17 protein-coding genes, 1 other RNA gene and 2 pseudogenes are annotated in these 16,612 nt (G+C 35.7%); 15 read left to right on the plus strand and 5 right to left on the minus strand.

Features of this window, described 5'->3' with window-relative positions:
- Positions 1-68: 68 nt before the first annotated feature.
- A pseudogene (locus tag ABWU23_RS07280) lies at positions 69-256 on the minus strand (hypothetical protein); the annotation flags it as partial.
- A gap of 311 nt (positions 257-567) precedes the next feature.
- On the opposite strand from ABWU23_RS07280, the gene ssrA reads away from it, so the two are divergent.
- The 12 genes from ssrA (at position 568) to fumC (ending at position 9,627) form a co-directional block, all read left to right on the plus strand.
- Positions 568-903, plus strand: a transfer-messenger RNA (tmRNA) gene (gene ssrA / locus ABWU23_RS04840).
- A 22-nt stretch (positions 904-925) separates the two neighbouring features.
- On the plus strand, positions 926-1,363 hold the full coding sequence (locus ABWU23_RS04845; RefSeq protein ID WP_265016675.1) for a ClpXP protease specificity-enhancing factor SspB: 438 nt from the start codon (positions 926-928) through the stop codon (positions 1,361-1,363).
- A gap of 214 nt (positions 1,364-1,577) precedes the next feature.
- The gene (locus tag ABWU23_RS04850; protein ID WP_353270878.1) at positions 1,578-1,799 is read left to right on the plus strand and encodes a hypothetical protein; all 222 of its coding nucleotides are present in this window, start codon (positions 1,578-1,580) and stop codon (positions 1,797-1,799) included.
- On the plus strand, positions 1,780-2,001 hold the full coding sequence (locus ABWU23_RS04855) for a type II toxin-antitoxin system RelE/ParE family toxin (protein WP_353270879.1): 222 nt from the start codon (positions 1,780-1,782) through the stop codon (positions 1,999-2,001). The genes ABWU23_RS04850 and ABWU23_RS04855 overlap by 20 nt, the downstream gene beginning before the upstream one ends.
- Positions 1,986-2,090, plus strand: a complete 105-nt coding sequence (locus ABWU23_RS04860; protein WP_353271044.1) for a type II toxin-antitoxin system RelE family toxin — start codon at positions 1,986-1,988, stop codon at positions 2,088-2,090. Before ABWU23_RS04855 ends, ABWU23_RS04860 begins: the two co-directional genes overlap by 16 nt.
- A gap of 142 nt (positions 2,091-2,232) precedes the next feature.
- On the plus strand, positions 2,233-2,511 hold the full coding sequence (locus tag ABWU23_RS04865) for a YggT family protein (RefSeq protein WP_006279515.1): 279 nt from the start codon (positions 2,233-2,235) through the stop codon (positions 2,509-2,511).
- The gene (locus ABWU23_RS04870; RefSeq protein WP_253309907.1) at positions 2,512-4,635 is read left to right on the plus strand and encodes an FtsK/SpoIIIE family DNA translocase; all 2,124 of its coding nucleotides are present in this window, start codon (positions 2,512-2,514) and stop codon (positions 4,633-4,635) included.
- Positions 4,636-4,789: 154 nt separating this feature from the next.
- Positions 4,790-5,314, plus strand: a complete 525-nt coding sequence (locus ABWU23_RS04875; protein WP_253309908.1) for a GAS domain-containing protein — start codon at positions 4,790-4,792, stop codon at positions 5,312-5,314.
- Positions 5,315-5,510: 196 nt separating this feature from the next.
- A complete protein-coding gene (locus tag ABWU23_RS04880) occupies positions 5,511-6,131 on the plus strand; it encodes a TRP75-related protein (RefSeq protein WP_253309909.1) in 621 nt (206 codons plus the stop codon).
- A 25-nt stretch (positions 6,132-6,156) separates the two neighbouring features.
- Entirely contained in the window at positions 6,157-7,437 is a 1,281-nt protein-coding gene (gene ispG, locus ABWU23_RS04885; protein WP_264687879.1) for a flavodoxin-dependent (E)-4-hydroxy-3-methylbut-2-enyl-diphosphate synthase, read from the plus strand.
- 111 nt (positions 7,438-7,548) lie between these two features.
- Positions 7,549-7,890: a hypothetical protein gene (locus ABWU23_RS04890; RefSeq protein WP_264687880.1), complete on the plus strand. Its 342-nt coding sequence runs from the start codon at positions 7,549-7,551 to the stop codon at positions 7,888-7,890.
- 342 nt (positions 7,891-8,232) lie between these two features.
- A complete protein-coding gene (gene fumC / locus ABWU23_RS04895) occupies positions 8,233-9,627 on the plus strand; it encodes a class II fumarate hydratase (protein WP_253309912.1) in 1,395 nt (464 codons plus the stop codon).
- Between the two features lie 81 nt (positions 9,628-9,708).
- Here the strand turns inward: fumC and ABWU23_RS04900 are convergent.
- Positions 9,709-9,993, minus strand: a pseudogene (locus tag ABWU23_RS04900) (IS4 family transposase); the annotation flags it as partial.
- Positions 9,994-10,690: 697 nt separating this feature from the next.
- Positions 10,691-11,827: a cysteine desulfurase family protein gene (locus ABWU23_RS04905; RefSeq protein ID WP_353270880.1), complete on the minus strand. Its 1,137-nt coding sequence runs from the start codon at positions 11,825-11,827 to the stop codon at positions 10,691-10,693.
- 155 nt (positions 11,828-11,982) lie between these two features.
- Here ABWU23_RS04905 and ABWU23_RS04910 point away from each other — a divergent pair, with 155 nt between their 5' ends.
- The gene (locus ABWU23_RS04910; protein WP_265045363.1) at positions 11,983-12,681 is read left to right on the plus strand and encodes an alpha/beta hydrolase; all 699 of its coding nucleotides are present in this window, start codon (positions 11,983-11,985) and stop codon (positions 12,679-12,681) included.
- A 246-nt stretch (positions 12,682-12,927) separates the two neighbouring features.
- On the opposite strand, the gene ABWU23_RS04920 is transcribed toward ABWU23_RS04910, so the two are convergent.
- Together ABWU23_RS04920 and ABWU23_RS04925 are read right to left on the minus strand one after the other, a co-directional pair.
- Complete coding sequence (locus ABWU23_RS04920) at positions 12,928-13,602, minus strand: ABC transporter ATP-binding protein (RefSeq protein ID WP_253309781.1); 675 nt, start codon at positions 13,600-13,602, stop codon at positions 12,928-12,930.
- A gap of 39 nt (positions 13,603-13,641) precedes the next feature.
- Positions 13,642-14,103 carry a HesB/IscA family protein gene (locus tag ABWU23_RS04925; RefSeq protein ID WP_353270881.1) on the minus strand — a complete coding sequence of 154 codons (462 nt, stop codon included), beginning with the start codon at positions 14,101-14,103 and terminating at the stop codon, positions 13,642-13,644.
- A gap of 47 nt (positions 14,104-14,150) precedes the next feature.
- Here ABWU23_RS04925 and ABWU23_RS04930 point away from each other — a divergent pair, with 47 nt between their 5' ends.
- A complete protein-coding gene (locus tag ABWU23_RS04930; RefSeq protein WP_264687883.1) occupies positions 14,151-15,332 on the plus strand; it encodes a deoxyguanosinetriphosphate triphosphohydrolase in 1,182 nt (393 codons plus the stop codon).
- Complete coding sequence (gene ribD, locus ABWU23_RS04935; protein ID WP_353270882.1) at positions 15,332-16,582, plus strand: bifunctional diaminohydroxyphosphoribosylaminopyrimidine deaminase/5-amino-6-(5-phosphoribosylamino)uracil reductase RibD; 1,251 nt, start codon at positions 15,332-15,334, stop codon at positions 16,580-16,582. The genes ABWU23_RS04930 and ribD overlap by 1 nt, the downstream gene beginning before the upstream one ends.
- Positions 16,583-16,612 lie beyond the last annotated feature (30 nt).

The raw sequence follows: 16,612 nt of genomic DNA on the forward strand, positions 1-16,612 counted from the left end.
ACAGCATTGAAAAAATCTGGAAATATATGAGATACTTTTCGAATATGGTTTTGAATGCTAACTATAGATTAAAAAAATAACAAGAAAAAGGGTAAACTCCAGTATTTGTAACCGTTCACGGATTGTGAGAATGAATAAGGAACTAGGTCCAAAGTGTGATGGTATGGATTTAGTATAAATAATTCAGGATGCTTGTGTCCACTGGTTACATATAAATTCATAAGGTTTTGAGAGTTTTGAGTCTTTTTGCGTAATATAACAAAGTTGTAAAGGTGTAACCATAATTCCTCCTTCGATGGCAATTTCTTATGTATCATACCATCACACTTTGGACCTAAGCACTCTGTTCAACAAGCTAGAACTGCTATATTTGAATACATAGAAATTTTTACAAAAAACAGCGTAGGCATTCTGCTATTAATTATTGCATTCCTGAACATTGTGATTCATTATTCTTTTTGTAAAAAATTTTCTTAACTTTCTCTCCACTTTTTCTGGGTAAGGTCACAGAATTTTTTACTGGAAATCTTAATTTTGTCTTAGCAATAAATCAACTTAAGGTCATAATATCTTGACATTTATTTAATGTTGCTATATAATAGCTATGTACATTTTGTGTACTATAGCAATAAAATCACCCTGTAATAGGTGTATTGGACCCGAGGGCAGTACTCGGCGCCTCCACCATATTTTTAATTTATATGGGGGCGAATAAGGATCGACATGCATAGTAAAGATGGTAGTTTTGCTCGGTTAGACACCACCGCTAAGAGTTCATAATTTAAATGCAAACGATAATTTTGCTGCTGAAGACAATGTTGCAATAGCTGCTTAATTTAAGCACTATAACTTCATTGCTATAAGCACGGTTCAGGGAACGCCGGGTAACAGAAGTTCCCCAAAAATTTATGTATGTGAAAGTTATATGGAGCAAACAGATTACAAAAAATTGCTTAATTCTGCTAAGTTTCAAGTTATCAAAAAGACTTTAGATGTTATATCAGGTAATGGTTTTATCCCTCATTTAGAAATATTATTTTTCACATATTTTAATGGTGTAACCATGCCAGATCATTTGAAAAAGTCATACCCCACTCAAATGCTTATTATATTACAGCATCAATTCTATGATTTAAAAGTTTCTGAGGATAAATTTAGCGTCAGTTTGAGTTTTCAAGGAAAACAAGAGCGAATTACTATACCGTTTTTTGCTATTAGTGAGTTTCGTGATAAAATTTCAGGAGATGTTTTAATATTTGACAAAATCAGTATCGATTCTGATAAAGAATACAAAAGTGAAAAATGTACTGAAAAATTATCAAACGGTAGTATTATATCCATAGATCAACTGCGTGATGAGTAATTGCTCATCTTTGTAAACAAAAAATATTAATAGAAAAAAGTGGTCTAACTTAAGTAATAGAATAGAGGAATACTATCGTAGACAAATATGCTAAATCTTTAATTGTTTATTAACGCAGGTGGCAAAATTTTTCTTACATATCATCAACTTTCTTTATTGAAAAATTCAGAAAAATGTTGTAAAATAGTTGTGGTAGTAGGCTTCGGTAAAACTTATGGCAGATTCAGGAATTAGTATAACTTTTGACCCAAAAACTTCGCAGCATCTTGTTGAACTAGCTAGAGCCACTAAGCAGTCTGTTCAAAAATTAACAGAAAAGCTAGTCAAGGAAGCAATCGAACTTGAAGCGGAAGATATTTCATTTTCCAAAATTATTAGGGAGTTAAATGCTGATGATGCAGAAGAAGTAGAGGATAGTGAAGACATCTGGAAATAAGCGATACACCATTAAATATCTAAAGCATGTTCTTAAAAGAAATTTGCCTTTCTTGCCGAAAGATGTAAAGCCAAGTATTAAAGACGCAATAAAAAAGTATCTTGAGATTGATCCTATTGGTAACGGTGTGTTGCTACGCAAGAGATTAAAGGGACATAGAAGAATAAAATTGCTGATGATTACCGTATTGTCTATCGTGTAAATACTGCAAAACGTATAGTAATTATTGTTTCAATAGGACACAGGGACAATATTTACAAGCAGGCAATATTGGACCTACTGAAACATTAAATATATTTTATACAGCCCTCCTTCCTCCTACCTTAGGTGCAGCTCAAAAAATGAAGTTTTTTTTGGTTCAGCAAAAACAACATTTTGAGTTTGAAAAGGCTAAATACTTGTCTTTATTATAACTTTCGTGTAATAGATATGCATGCATCCAATTATATATCTACTCAACACGTTACTTGATCTTTATAGCTTCATTCTAATATGTTGGGTTGTCTTAAACTGGCTGGTTAAACTTAATATGGTGAACATATATAATGAAACTGTCAGTAGCATAATGCACATCTTGAACCAATTGACATATCCACCACTAAAGATTATTAGAAGATATATACCACCGTTCAATGGATTAGATTTATCTATAATGATATTGCTAATAACAATTCACTTTGTAAAATATACAGTAGCTTACTACTTTAGGTAGATGTTAAAAAAATATCTAAAATCAGCAATATATCTATCCCTTTTAATATATGTATATATATCAGTTTTTAGCTACAACTATAAAGATCCTTCCTTAAACACGGCTACAAATAAGGAAGTGACAAATTTAGGTGGAATAGTAGGTTCATATTTAGCTGATATATTGGTTCAATTTCTTGGATTAACTAGTGTTACAATAGCTACAACCATAGTTTACTTGTTGATCTTCAGGCCAGCAAAAATACTGCTGAAAATTCTCTATTTAATATTAATCAATTTAGGGGTATGTGCTATATTACCACAACTTTCGCTAGGCATCACTGCAAGGTACAGACACAGTGGAATAATAGGGAATGCACTCGTTAATAACTGCCCATTTTATGTATTTGTGATAGTAACATCAATAGGTCTTGTAGGATCGGTTGGTTGGAAGAGAGCAATTTACTCTCTATTCTTCTTATGTAAAAAAATAGCTTGCTTATTTGTAAATGTTCCATTCTTCAGATCACATAAAACTGCTGAATATTCAGTTGCACCATTAGTAGTAGAAGAAAAACATAGAACTAAAATCACTACTAAACAACAACCAAAAGAAAGACAGAAAAAAGCTACCGAAGAAATTTTTAAACCTTCCAGTGAGTTCGAGTTTCCAAGCATTCATTTACTTTCTAAAGCAGAGGAGTCTTTGCAGAGAAAGCAGCTGAATGAAATGGAGAGCAATAAAAATTTATCTCTGCTGGAACAAGTCCTGAGTGATTTTGGCGTGCAAGGAAAAATTATCAGTGTATGCTATGGGCCGGTTGTGACTTTATACAAACTTGAACCACAAGCTGGTACGAAATCTGCAAGAGTAATTGGCCTTGCAGATGACATTGCACGTTCGATGAGTGCACTCTCTGCACGTATTTCAATAATTCGTGGGCAAAATGCTATGGGAATAGAGTTGCCGAACAAGGAACGAGAAATTGTAATGCTGCGTGATTTGCTTGAATCACCAGAATACCAGAATGCAAACTTAAATCTCCCAATTGCCCTTGGCAAAGAAATAAGTGGAAAACCAGTTATTGCAGATCTGACTAAAATGCCCCACTTGCTCGTTGCTGGAACCACAGGGTCGGGTAAATCAGTTGCGATTAACACTATGATTCTTTCGCTCGTTTATCGATTAAGTCCTGATGAATGTAAGATGATAATGATCGACCCAAAAATGCTTGAGCTTTCAATATATGATGCAATACCGCACCTAATGGCGCCAGTAGTAACAGAGCCAAAAAAGGCTGTTATCGCTCTTAAGTGGATAGTGAAAGAAATGGAAAATCGCTATCGCATGATGTCGTATTTAAATGTACGCAATGTAATAAACTATAACCAAAAAATCACAGAAGCGATGAATAGTGGAATAGAATTGGAGCGCGTTGTGCAGATTGGCTTTAACTCAACAACAGGCAAACCTTTGTTTGAAAAAATACCAATCAAGATGGAGACATTTCCGTATATTGTAGTGATCGTGGATGAAATGGCAGATTTGATGCTTGTTGCTGGCAAAGAGATAGAGTGCTCTATTCAACGTTTAGCTCAGATGGCTCGTGCTGCAGGAATACACATCATAATGGCAACACAACGCCCATCTGTGGATGTGATCACAGGTGTGATAAAGGCGAACTTTCCAACAAGAATCAGTTTTGCTGTTACTTCTAAGATAGATAGCCGTACAATACTTGGCGAACAAGGAGCTGAACAATTGCTCGGTATGGGTGATATGCTCTATATGGCCTCTGGTGGTAAGATCATTCGAGTTCACGGCCCATTTGTAAGTGATAATGAGGTGCAAGATATAGTTGATCATCTAAAAATGCAAGGTGAGCCAAATTATATGGAGGAAATCACCAAAGAAGATGAAAATTCTTCTGTGGAATCAGAAGGTGAAACAGAGGATGAAGAAAACGACCTCTACAATCAAGCAGTGGCCATCATTCAAAGAGATCAAAAAGTTTCAACCAGTTACATTCAGCGACAACTTAGAATAGGCTATAACAGAGCTGCAAATATTGTTGAAAGAATGGAAAAAGAAGGAATTGTCAGCTCTCCAAATTACTCAGGAAAGAGAGAGATATTGGTTGAATAGCAACCTTGTAATACATTAACTTAAGTTTTTGCACTTTCAAAAAGCAAGTAAAACAAAATTATTAAAAGATCAATACATAATGACAATTGATTTAATACTAATTTAAGTACTGAGAACGTACAATAGTAATATATTAATTAATTAGGGGGTAAAAATGTCAAATATTTTGAGTAATGCTTGGTATAGTTTGTCTGGCAATGACATAACAGACATAACAAAATTGCAGGAACAAGTAGAAGAACTAGAGAAGCTATTAGGAAACTTCAAAGGTTTGCCAGAACAAGTAACAGAACTGTCAGATAAATTCGGTGGTTTATCAGAAAGATTTACAGAGTTGTCAGGTAAATTTGACGGTTTGTCAACAGATCTATCAGATAAATTCAATGGTTTGCAAGAAAAGTTTACAGGCTTGCAAGAAAACTTCACAGGTTTAGAAGAAAAAGTGGAAACACTCACAGAAGCAGTAGCAGATCAAGAAAAAACACTACTAATTTGTGCCATAGTCAGTGCTGTTGCCGCAATAGCGATAACTTCTTTTGTTGCATTCTGTATCTATCAGGGAGTTAAGTGTGAAAGGGAGAAAGAAAAGAACTTGTCTAAAGATACACCAGACGCAAAACTTAATAATGTAGATGCTATCGATGGCAATGAAAAGAAGCATATGCAAATGCCAGACTAAGTTGCATAACACTCTTCTTGAGAAGGTGTTATGCAACTTGTAGCACCTTACTCTTCTCTTAGCCTATGTAGGTTTTTGATAGTAAGTATATCACTTTTTAGAAAAATATTTGTATTGTAAAGTTAGTAAAGATTCTGGTTTACTTAAAGTTTGTTAATTGCTATCTTTTAAAACACGATATTTACTATAGCACCATATGCTTAGGGTTTTTTCTAAAGTTTTGTTTATATTAATGTTTTTGGTTTCTAGCTTTTTTACTGTGCATAGTGCTGAAGCTAAATCTAAGCTCAGTAAGAGATACATACCTCCTGGTAACCCTGGTGGTGCAAACTTTCATACAGATGAGGATTTTGCTGAGTCATATAAACTGTATGAGAAGCGTAGGGAATTGCTCAAGAAAAAAAAGTCACAAGATCGAGCTATAAATAAAGAAGATCTAATCAAAAAATTAAAAGAGAAAAAAATTGCTAGTCTTGATAATGAGCCAAATGACATGGAAGCGTGCATAGTCGACGATGAAGAGAGCGCTATGATAAATCAGCATGGTATTAATATCGCACGTTTAAAGGGTGCTGTATTTATAGATCAAGAGCCAGTTTCCCAGTATGAAAGCGAGCAGCATGAAAGTGAACAACAAGAAGGGAAGAAAGTTACTTCAACACGAGAAAAAAAAGTTTCTCCTATAAATGTCACTATAAAAGAAAATCCATCAAGAAAAACGTGCTCACATGATTCTATTGCTAATTTGGATAACGTAGATGCTTATAGTTTGAATGGTTCGAGTTCATTTGGCAGCGTAGCTGACACAGTAAAATAGTATCACAATATTGGCCATTAATAATATGCTAGATAAAGACCTGATATTGAATGATGATGCATATGAATTATTGCCGATTTCCAGGCACAAAACTCATGTTGTGGAAGTTGGAAAAGTAAAGATAGGTGGAAATAATCCTATAGTTGTACAATCTATGGCGCTTGGCGTGCATATAGATTCTGATAATATAAAAAGTAGCGCAAAACATTATGCAAAAGAGATAACAGAACTAGCGCGTACAGGTTCAGAATTGGTGCGAATTGCCTTGAATTCAGAGGAAGTAGCAAGGGCAATACCTTATATAGTAGAAGAGATAAATAAAGAAGGTTTTGACGGTAAAATATTGGTAGGCTGTGGTCAGTATGAGCTAGATAAATTAGTTCAAGATTATCCAGACAACATCAAAATGCTGGGTAAAATTAGGATAAACCCAGGCAATATAGGCTTTGGCGACAAACGTGATGAGAAGTTTGAAAGGGTTATAGAGTATGCAATAATGCACAATCTTCCGGTTAGAATTGGAGTAAATTGGGGTAGTCTTGATAAATACCTTTTGCAAAAATTGATGGATGAAAACTCTTCGCTTAGTAATTCAAGGCCTTCTGACGTTATACTGCGCAAAGCACTTGTAATGTCTGCTCTTGATAGTGCAAAAAAAGCTGAAGAAATTGGTCTAAATTCAAACAAAATAATCATTTCATGTAAAGTTAGCAAAGTACAAGATTTAATTTTAGTTTATATGGCACTTGCAAAATCTTCCAATTATGCACTACATTTGGGTTTAACTGAGGCTGGTATGGGCAATAAAGGTGTGGTAAATACCGCAGCAGGGCTTACTTATTTATTGCAAAATGGCATTGGAGATACAATACGGGCTTCTTTGACTCAACGTCCTGGTGAATCGCGTACTAATGAAGTGGTGGTGTGTCAGGAAATATTGCAGTCTATAGGCTTGCGACACTTTAACCCTCAGGTTAATTCATGTCCTGGTTGTGGGCGCACGAGTAGCGATCGTTTTCGTATATTAACTGAAGAGGTGAATGGCTATATAAAAACTCATATGCCGATGTGGAAGAAAAAAAATCCAGGTGTAGAGCATATGAGCATTGCTGTTATGGGATGCATAGTAAATGGTCCTGGAGAAAGCAAACACGCAAATTTGGGAATCAGCTTGCCTGGATATGGAGAAAAACCTGTTTCAGCAGTCTACAAAGACGGCAAATATTTCAAAACTTTACAAGGTGATAATGTCTCTGAAGAATTTAAGGTAATTATTGATAATTATGTGAAGGAGCATTACACGTAACCTTTCACGGTTAATTAATAGATAAATCGCAAATAAAAAAGAAAATTAAACCTTGTTTTTCTTTTTTCGCTATTAATATATTTATAACACAATTGAGTTTAAATAGTTGGTATGAAAAGCTTTTTACGAAATTTCTTGCACTATCTTCTGTCATCCCAGTGCCCTGACTACTTGGATCCATATCTTTTTTTCTCTGGTCACGCGCTACCCAGGACGTGGTGTACAAGAATCCTACTAACTTTACTATTAATTCTATTTCCACTTTTAGCATCATCTATAAGCATTGAGGACATCGAAGAAAATTGCGATTACGAATATTACCCTAAATTAGATTCTTCTTCTGCTGATGAGTTACACGTTATAAAGCGAAATTATTATAGATACGGTGAGGAATTAAAAATACTAGCAGATGAGAGGATAAAGGAGATCACTTTAGGCACTAGTGATAAATAATTGTAACCAGACTGCATTCTGTGATTTTTAGCAAAACACGATCTTTCATTTGAGCTTTCTTCAATTTAAAGTAAATACAGAAAACTGCTGCCTATAGCTGAACTGACCTTACCCAGAAAAAGTGGAGAGAAAGTTTGGAATGTTTTTTACAAAGAGAATAAACTATTTGCCATATTTTGAAAAAACGTTTTATTTTACTCCAAAAACGTCTTAACTTTCTCTCCACTTTTTCTGGGTAAGGTCACACTTGACTACTTGGATCTAGTATGATTTAATTAACCAAGAAGTAGACATGAAAAAATTATGTAGTGAACCAGTTTGCATGACGCTAAGAAGGAAAATATGGATAGAAAAACGAGAATAGAATCAGACAGCTTAGGGGAAGTAAAAGTACCAAGTGAACATTACTGGGGAGCGCAGACTCAACGTTCTTTAGAAAATTTTAAGATTGGCACAGAAAAAATGCCAGAGCCTCTGATTAAAGCATTAGCAATAGTAAAACTTGCAGCAGCACGTGTTAACATGAAGCAGGGTAGCATAGATAATAAGGTAGGGGACGCAATCTGCGCAGCCGCAAGGGAAGTAATAGATGGCAAATTTAATAATGAATTTCCGCTTGTTGTTTGGCAAACCGGATCCGGAACGCAGACTAATATGAATATGAATGAAGTGATCAGCAATCGCGCAATAGAGATTTTAGGTGGTAATTTGGGTAGTAAATCTCCGATACATCCAAACGACCATGTGAATTATGGTCAGTCATCAAATGACACCTTTCCAACAGCAATGCATATAGCAGCAGCAGAGCAAATAAACTGCTTGCTTATTCCAAATCTTGAAAAATTGCATAAGGTGCTGGATAATAAGGTTCAGGAATTTAAAAATATAATAAAAGTAGGACGTACTCACTTACAAGATGCAACGCCCCTAACACTGGGACAGGAGTTTTCTGGCTATGCAGCCCAGATTAAAAAGGGGATAGAGAGAGTAAAATTAACTTTAAGTGGTATATACGAGCTTGCACAAGGTGGCACTGCGGTTGGCACAGGACTCAATACTAAAAAGGGTTTTGCTGAAGGTTTTTCAAGCAAAGTTGCAGAAATTACTAATCTTCCATTTACTTCAGCAGGCAATAAATTTGAAGCGCTAGCAGCAAACGATGCTTTAGTTGAGCTCAGTGGAACACTCAATACAGTAGCAGTCAGTTTAATGAAAATTGCAAATGATATAAGGTTGCTTGGTTCTGGTCCAAGATGTGGAATTGGGGAAATAATGTTACCGGAAAATGAGCCTGGTTCTTCAATTATGCCAGGTAAAGTGAATCCAACTCAGTGTGAAGCAGTAACTATGGTGTGCACTCAAGTTATGGGAAATCATGTTGCTGTGACCATTAGTGGTTCAAACGGTCATTTTGAATTGAATGTGTTTAAGCCAGTGATAATTTACAATGTTTTGCAGTCTATAAGACTTTTAGCTGATGCAAGTTTAAATTTTACAGAAAAATGTGTAGTTGGTATTAAGGCAAATGAAGAGAGGATAAAAGATTTACTGAATCAGTCGTTAATGTTGGTCACTATATTAAATACGCATATAGGGTATGACAATGCAGCAAAAATAGCGAAGCTTGCTTATAAAGAAAATATCACTCTAAAAGAAGCAGCAGCAAAACTTCAACTGCTCACTGAGGAGGAGTTTGAAAGGATAGTGAAACCAGAAGAAATGGTGAATTATTTGTAACCGTTGGGAGTGTTAAATAAACCATACGCGTCAAGTTAAGAGGTATCCGTTCAGCCAATGGCGTCAACTTAAGAGCCTCCATTAGCAAACTCTCCTAAAAACATGATGGCGTTTGGGCTTATCTACCTTATTGTGGCTACCCTGGTCGAATTTTAACTTTAGCACGCATGCTTAAAAAGGGCTTGAAAGTTTTTTGGTGCAATAAGTACTTGATAGAGTTTCTGCTCATTACACCAAACAAAACTGAAAAATTTAAACGATACTCAGTAATTTGATCTGGGTTCCAAGGCCCTTGTGCATCACACATATGAAGCGATAATATATAACTAAGTTCGCCCAAAATTCTTGTAATACAGCCTCTAGGTGTATGGTCCCATAATTCCTCCTTTGATGGTATTGTTTTCTCATATTTTATCATACCATCACACTCTGGGACTGTACACCAGGAATTATCCTATTGAATTCTATGATATTATTTTTGTAACATTGTCTAAAGTGCCCAGTGTCAAGCACTGGAATGACACCATTTCCGTGAATATTGCTCTTAATTTGTAACTAACCTAAGCCATAAATATTAAGAAATTTACCAAACGAAAAAAAAGGCAAAAGAAGCCCCGTTGGTGACTAGTTATTTATATGTACTTCAAAATATTGGCGTTTTTTATTCTAAACGCTACGATTCAGCCGCTTTTAAATGCGATTAACCTAAATTATAAACGTTAAGAAATTTACTGAGCGGAAAAAAAGGCAAAAAAACCCCAGGGTAGCTAGTATTCAAATTCTTCCTTGTCTATTTGACGTCTTTTACTGTCTTAAACGCTTTATAAGCGCGTTTCAGCTTATATAGGTAGAAACCTAGAAGTTTTATAAAGACATGAGGTGCACATAGTGCAAAAATTAAGCATGATTTACGCCAAATACATTAAGTTTTTTGTCATTAATCCACTGCAGAGATTGCGAAGATAAATAAATAGCTTCACTGTTATGATAAGGGGGCTGGCGAAGGGTGTCAAGTAAGTTTTTACATCTAATTTATAGCTCCCTGCATGATACCACGTATTATCTATACCAAGGTGTTCTTCTTGTAGATATTATACCAACAATCCACTATTTTTTTTATGTCTTGTGGTTTAGTTTCTGGACCTATACTGATTCTAATTGAACACTCTGCTTGCTCTTTTGTTGCCCCCATTGCAAGCAAAACATGGGAAGGCTCAACTTTTCCAGAAGAACATGCAGAACCATTACTAACTGCAATATGATTCAAATCAAAATGCATGAGCTGCACATCACTCTTTACTCCTGGCATATAAATAAAACTTGTGTTTGGCAGCCTCTTAGAGTTTTTACCGAAGATTCTTATATCACTGGCAAGATTTAATAATTCACACTCTAATTGATCACGTAGCTCCTTTACTTCATCCATTTTTAATAGAAGGTCTGGAATATTTTGCAGTGCAGCAGAAAGGCCTGCAATCGCAACAATATTTTCCGTACCACCACGAAATCCCTTCTCTTGTCCACCACCTATTATAATAGGTTCTATCGCAAGTTCTTTATTGAATATTAAAACTCCACTGCCTGCTACACCGCCAAATTTATGGGCGGATAAAGTGAGTAAATCCACTCCTAAATCTTCCATATTAACTTTAATTTTTCCAACACTTTGAGCAGTGTCAGTGTGGCAAATTGCTCCAAATTTGTGTGCTATTTCAGCTATTTCCTTAACAGGCTGAATAACTCCGGTTTCGTTATTTGCCACCATAACTGAAACTATTGCTTTGTTTCCTTTAAGTTCGCTTAGAATTTTTTCTAGCTCTAAAAAGTCAACAATGCCCTCCTGATTAACGGGTATTATATATGGATTACATGCAGAATTAAGAATTGAAGGATGCTCTATAGCTGAAATTACATGCAGATAGCCTGCTATTCCTCTCATAACAAGGTTATTCGCTTCAGTCGCACCAGACGTAAAAACTATTTCTTTATCACTTGGAACACCAAGAGCATCACGTATGTTATCTCTTGCATCCTGAAGAATCTTCCTCGCTTCTTGTCCTCTTTTATGTAGTGATGATGGATTGAGCGTTTGTTTTAACAAGACCTCAAATATACTTTTTTTTACATTCTCACTAATTGGAGCAGTTGCATTGTAATCAGCATATACGTAACCACTATTTTCTAAAGAGAATGGACTCATCTGTCACTTAAATAAGTTTACCATCAACTATAGCCATAACTATGTACGTTAGCTTTAACACGATAAAAAATTTATTGCAAAAACAGCGAAATTAATACATAATTAATAATTCATGTCATCAATACCTGTCAAGCAGGTTTTTATTAGGAGTTACCGTGGTAGAAGTTTTTTTGAATAATGCAACAAGAAAGATAGAAGGTGAATACCACCAAAGCAAAGATGCCAACGCGCAGGTTGTGCTGGTTTTACATCATCACCCTCAATATGGTGGTAATATGGGTAGTAAAATTGTACATGGTATATATACGTCTTTTATCGATAACAATTTTTCTGCATTGAAAATTAACTTTCGTGGTGTGGGAAAATCTACCGGAACTTTTGATAAGGGTATAGGAGAATTAACTGACGCTGCGGTAGCTATTGATTGGCTTCAGGAACATAATCCTAGCAACGTTCCAATTTGGATCGCTGGTTTTTCTTTTGGAGCATGGGTGGCTATGCAGCTAACAATGCGTCGCCCTGAGATAGTGGGTTTTATTGCTCTTTCTCTTCCGGTAACTAAGTACGATTTTTCTTTTCTTTCTCCCTGTCCAGTTTCTGGGCTTATAATACAAAGCAGTAACGATACAATCTCAGAAGAAAGCGATGTAACAGAATTAGCAAAAAGGTTAATAAATTCAGTAAAAAGTGATCACATGAAATACCATATAATAGACGATACTAATCACTTTCTAAGGGATAAAGAAGAGGAAGTGACTCAAATCGTAGATGGTTATATAAAACTGCGCTTAAACAGTGCAGCTATTTCTTCTCAAAAGGTCAAAAAAGAGGTAAGGGTAAAAGAATATGCCTAACCTTTACAAACAAGAGAAATGAGTGTAGTAATATAAATGAAAAGGTTTTGTTATGTTTAAAAAGCTATTATTTTTTGTTTTAGCTGTGTTTATGTTATCGGGGTGTTCCCTAAGTAAACAGCGTAAGTTAAAAAGTCCGTGTATAAAAAGCAATGAAAGCGTTTCATGCGAGTTGTACTCTGTTAATGATCATTGGTTAGATAAGTATAAGGCATAGGTAGTTTTAAATTGTGCTATTTTTCCTATTCACAACTTCACTAATGATCGATCTCTCAATTGGAAAATGCAGTCTGCCTTTTCTGCAAGGAGATGATTGTGCGTTACTATAAGCATAGAGCTGTTATTTTCCTTTACGTATGAATGTAGCAGTAAAAACACGTTAAAAGAATTTGTTGGATCTAAATTTCCTGTTGGCTCATCTGCAAGTAAAAGCTTTGGAGAATTTACAATGCTTCTTGCAATTGCAACTCTCTGCCTTTCCCCACCCGAAACTTCAGATACCATGCTACTTGCTTTGTTTTCCAGACCAAATTTTTCCAACATTGCTTGCGAATTTTTTTTTGCTTCAGCTTTGCTTTTTCCTGCAATAAGTTGAGGAAGCATAATATTTTCCAACACCGATAACTCTTGTAACAAATAGTGAAATTGATAAACAAAACTAAGAAAATTTCTTCTTACATGGGTTTTATGCTTATTATTGGCTTGTGTGCAATTTATTCCATCTATCGTAACTATACCTGAAGTTGGCTTGTCCAACAAGCCTGCGATTTGCAATATAGTTGTTTTTCCTGCACCTGAATTGCCAATCAGCGCTACTACTTGCCCTCTTGTGACACTTAGGTTGATGTCTTTTACAACAGCAGAATTGTCCTTGAAGCTTTTATCTACAGAAGTTAGTTCTAGAGCTACATTATCACCCATGTTTAAAAGACCCGGAAGGCATCTAAATTTTGGTAATAATTAAACCGAAAAACTGTTACCACAACCACATTGAGACTTAGCAAGGGTATTCTTTATTTGAAAACCAGAACCACTGAGATCCTCAGTATAATCTATAACTGAGTTATTTAAAAATTTTGCTGAACAATTATCAACCATTAATACAGGGTTTCCATTTTCATCATTAATTACTATATCTTTACCTTTTTCGCTAAAATTGGAGTGGCTTCTATAGTCCTCGCTTTCTTCATAGTCATCATCTTTGTCTTCGTCATCAAACTCATCATCGTAATCATCATCTTCATCATCCAAAGATAGATTTTTATTCATTTGATCCATAAGAAAATTGTATTTGAAGCCAGAACATCCACCGCCTGAAACTGCAATCCGCAAAACGGAACTCTTATCCCCTTCCTGCTCTGCAAGAAAGTGGATTTTTTTTAGTGCATTATCAGTTAAGTTGATGTTGTAATTTGTTGACATAGTAACCACCGTTTATTATTGATAATTTATTATAGTAGAAATTTTACATGTCAAACAATAATTTTCTATTAAGTTATGCATGCTTTCCAAGCAAAACAAAAGGGAGATACTTCAAAGAGCCAGAAGATGAGAATCGCAGCTGCTTTCAGCGTGATAGGGATCGCATTGTTCACTCTAATGCGTTTAGGAAATTGGGGTACAAAACACAAGTTTTTATCAATTACGAGCACGATTACTATCGCACTCGGCTGACTCATAGCCTTGAAGTTGCACAAATTGCAAGATCCATCGCACGCAGGCTCAGCTTAGATGAGGACATCACTGAATGCATAGCGCTTGCACATGACCTTGGTCATCCCCCATTTGGTCACACAGGTGAGGATGCTCTAGTTCAAGTTGATAGTGAGAAGTATGAGTTTGATCATAATGTTCAAGCTATAAGGATTTTAACTTATCTTGAACAAAAACATGCTGATTTTGATGGTATGAATCTAAGTTGGGAGGTGATTGAAGGGGTTGCAAAACATAATGGTCCCTTGCTTGGTCAAAACGCGGAGTCTTCTACAAATAATCAGCTGTTATTAGAATATAATGAAAAATATGATCTAAAACTTGAGGAATTTTCAAGCATTGAAGCGCAAGTTGCTTCAATTGCCGATGATATTGCTTACAGTGTTCACGATCTTGATGATGCACTCAGAGCAAATTTAGTAACCATCGAAGATTTGCTGAATGTTCCTTTAATTGAAAAAATGTTTAAAGACATAAGGAGCAGATATTCAGAATTACCTCAGAGCAAACTCATACATGAATCACTGAGTGGAACTATAGGAACTATGATAAGTGATGTTGTTTCTCAGACTGAAAGAAATATTGAAGATCATAAAATAAAAAGTGTAGAAGACGTAAGAAGTCTAAATAAAATGCTAGTCACATTTTCACCAGAAGTTGCGAATGCTACAAAAGAAATGAAAAGATTCAACATGGAGAAAATATACAGAAGCTATAAACTGAGTAGAACGATGAACAAAGCGAAACGCATAATACAGGAACTTTTTCAATGTTTTTATGAAAATCCAAGATTACTTCCCACAGAGTGGAGCAAACTTGCTTGTGAATCCCAGCGTTCAATAGTAATATGCGACTATATCTCGGGAATGACAGATAGATTTGCTATACATGAGCACAGGAGAATATTCGACACTTCATATGAAATGACTTCTTTCTAATGACTGATGATCATTTCATGTCAATTGCATTAAGGCTTGCAGAAAAAAATCTTGGGAATGTTGCGTCAAATCCTACTGTCGGGTGTGTTATTGTAAAAGATGGTATAATCATTGGTGAGGGATATACAGGAGTAGGTGGGCGCCCACATGCAGAAGTGGTTGCTTTGCAAAGTGCAGAAGGTTTAACCCATGGTGCAACTATGTATATCACGCTCGAGCCATGTTGCCACTTTGGAGTTACAGGACCATGTACTGCGGAAATCATAAGAGCTGGAATAAAAAGGGTAGTAATTGCAACTATTGACCCAGATAGCAGAGTTTCAGGTGGAGGCATTAAAGCTCTGAAAGAAGCAGGAATTGAAGTTGAGCAAGGTATTATGCAAAAAGAGGCAGAAGAACTGAATGTCGGTTTTTTCACCACTAAAGAATTTCATAGACCATTTATAGCTTGCAAAATTGCAACAACTCTTGACGGAAAAATCGCAACATTTACAGGCGATAGCAAATGGATAACAAGTGAAGATACGAGAAATTGGGTGCATGAGCTCAGAGCAAAATATGATGCAATTATGATTGGCAGCAATACTCTTATTAACGATAATCCACTCTTAACTTGCAGATTACCAGAACTCGGAAGTAGATCGCCAATAAGGCTAATTATTGATAGCCAGGAAAAATTGCAGGAAGAGCATAATATTGCAAAGACTGCAGATAAAGTAATAACTTGGGTGATTACAAACAGAGAAATAGAGAGAAAAATAAAAAACATTAATTATTTGATAGTCAATTCAAATCACAAACCTCCTGTTATTCCAGATGTCACCCCAACACACTCTCCTGTCATTCTAACGCCTTCTCCTGTCATCCCAGTGCCCAGACACTGGGATCCAGAAAACTTCAAGCAATTGCATAATGAAAACTGGATTCCAGCGTCACGCGCTGGAATGACATCGGAGCCTGACATTATCGATAAAGTCTGCCTAAAAGACATGGCATCAAAACTTGTTTCAGAAATTGGTATAACAAGGCTATTAGTTGAAGGTGGAGGAGTGTTAATCACAGAGCTACTGAAGCATAGTTTAATCGACAGGCTGATAATCTGCCGCAGTGGTAAAATTTTAGGTAATGATGCCATCCCCTTTATAGGGAATTTAAGAATTCAATCCATCAACAACTGTTACCAATTTAAAAAAGTAGAGATAATAGAGTTTAGTAAGGATGTAGTTGAGATGTGGGATAGATTACCGTAACTCTTCTCAAATGAAAAAAAAGAGGCAGAA

The sequence above is a fragment of the Wolbachia endosymbiont (group A) of Hedychridium roseum genome (genome assembly GCF_964028325.1).
Taxonomy (GTDB): domain Bacteria; phylum Pseudomonadota; class Alphaproteobacteria; order Rickettsiales; family Anaplasmataceae; genus Wolbachia.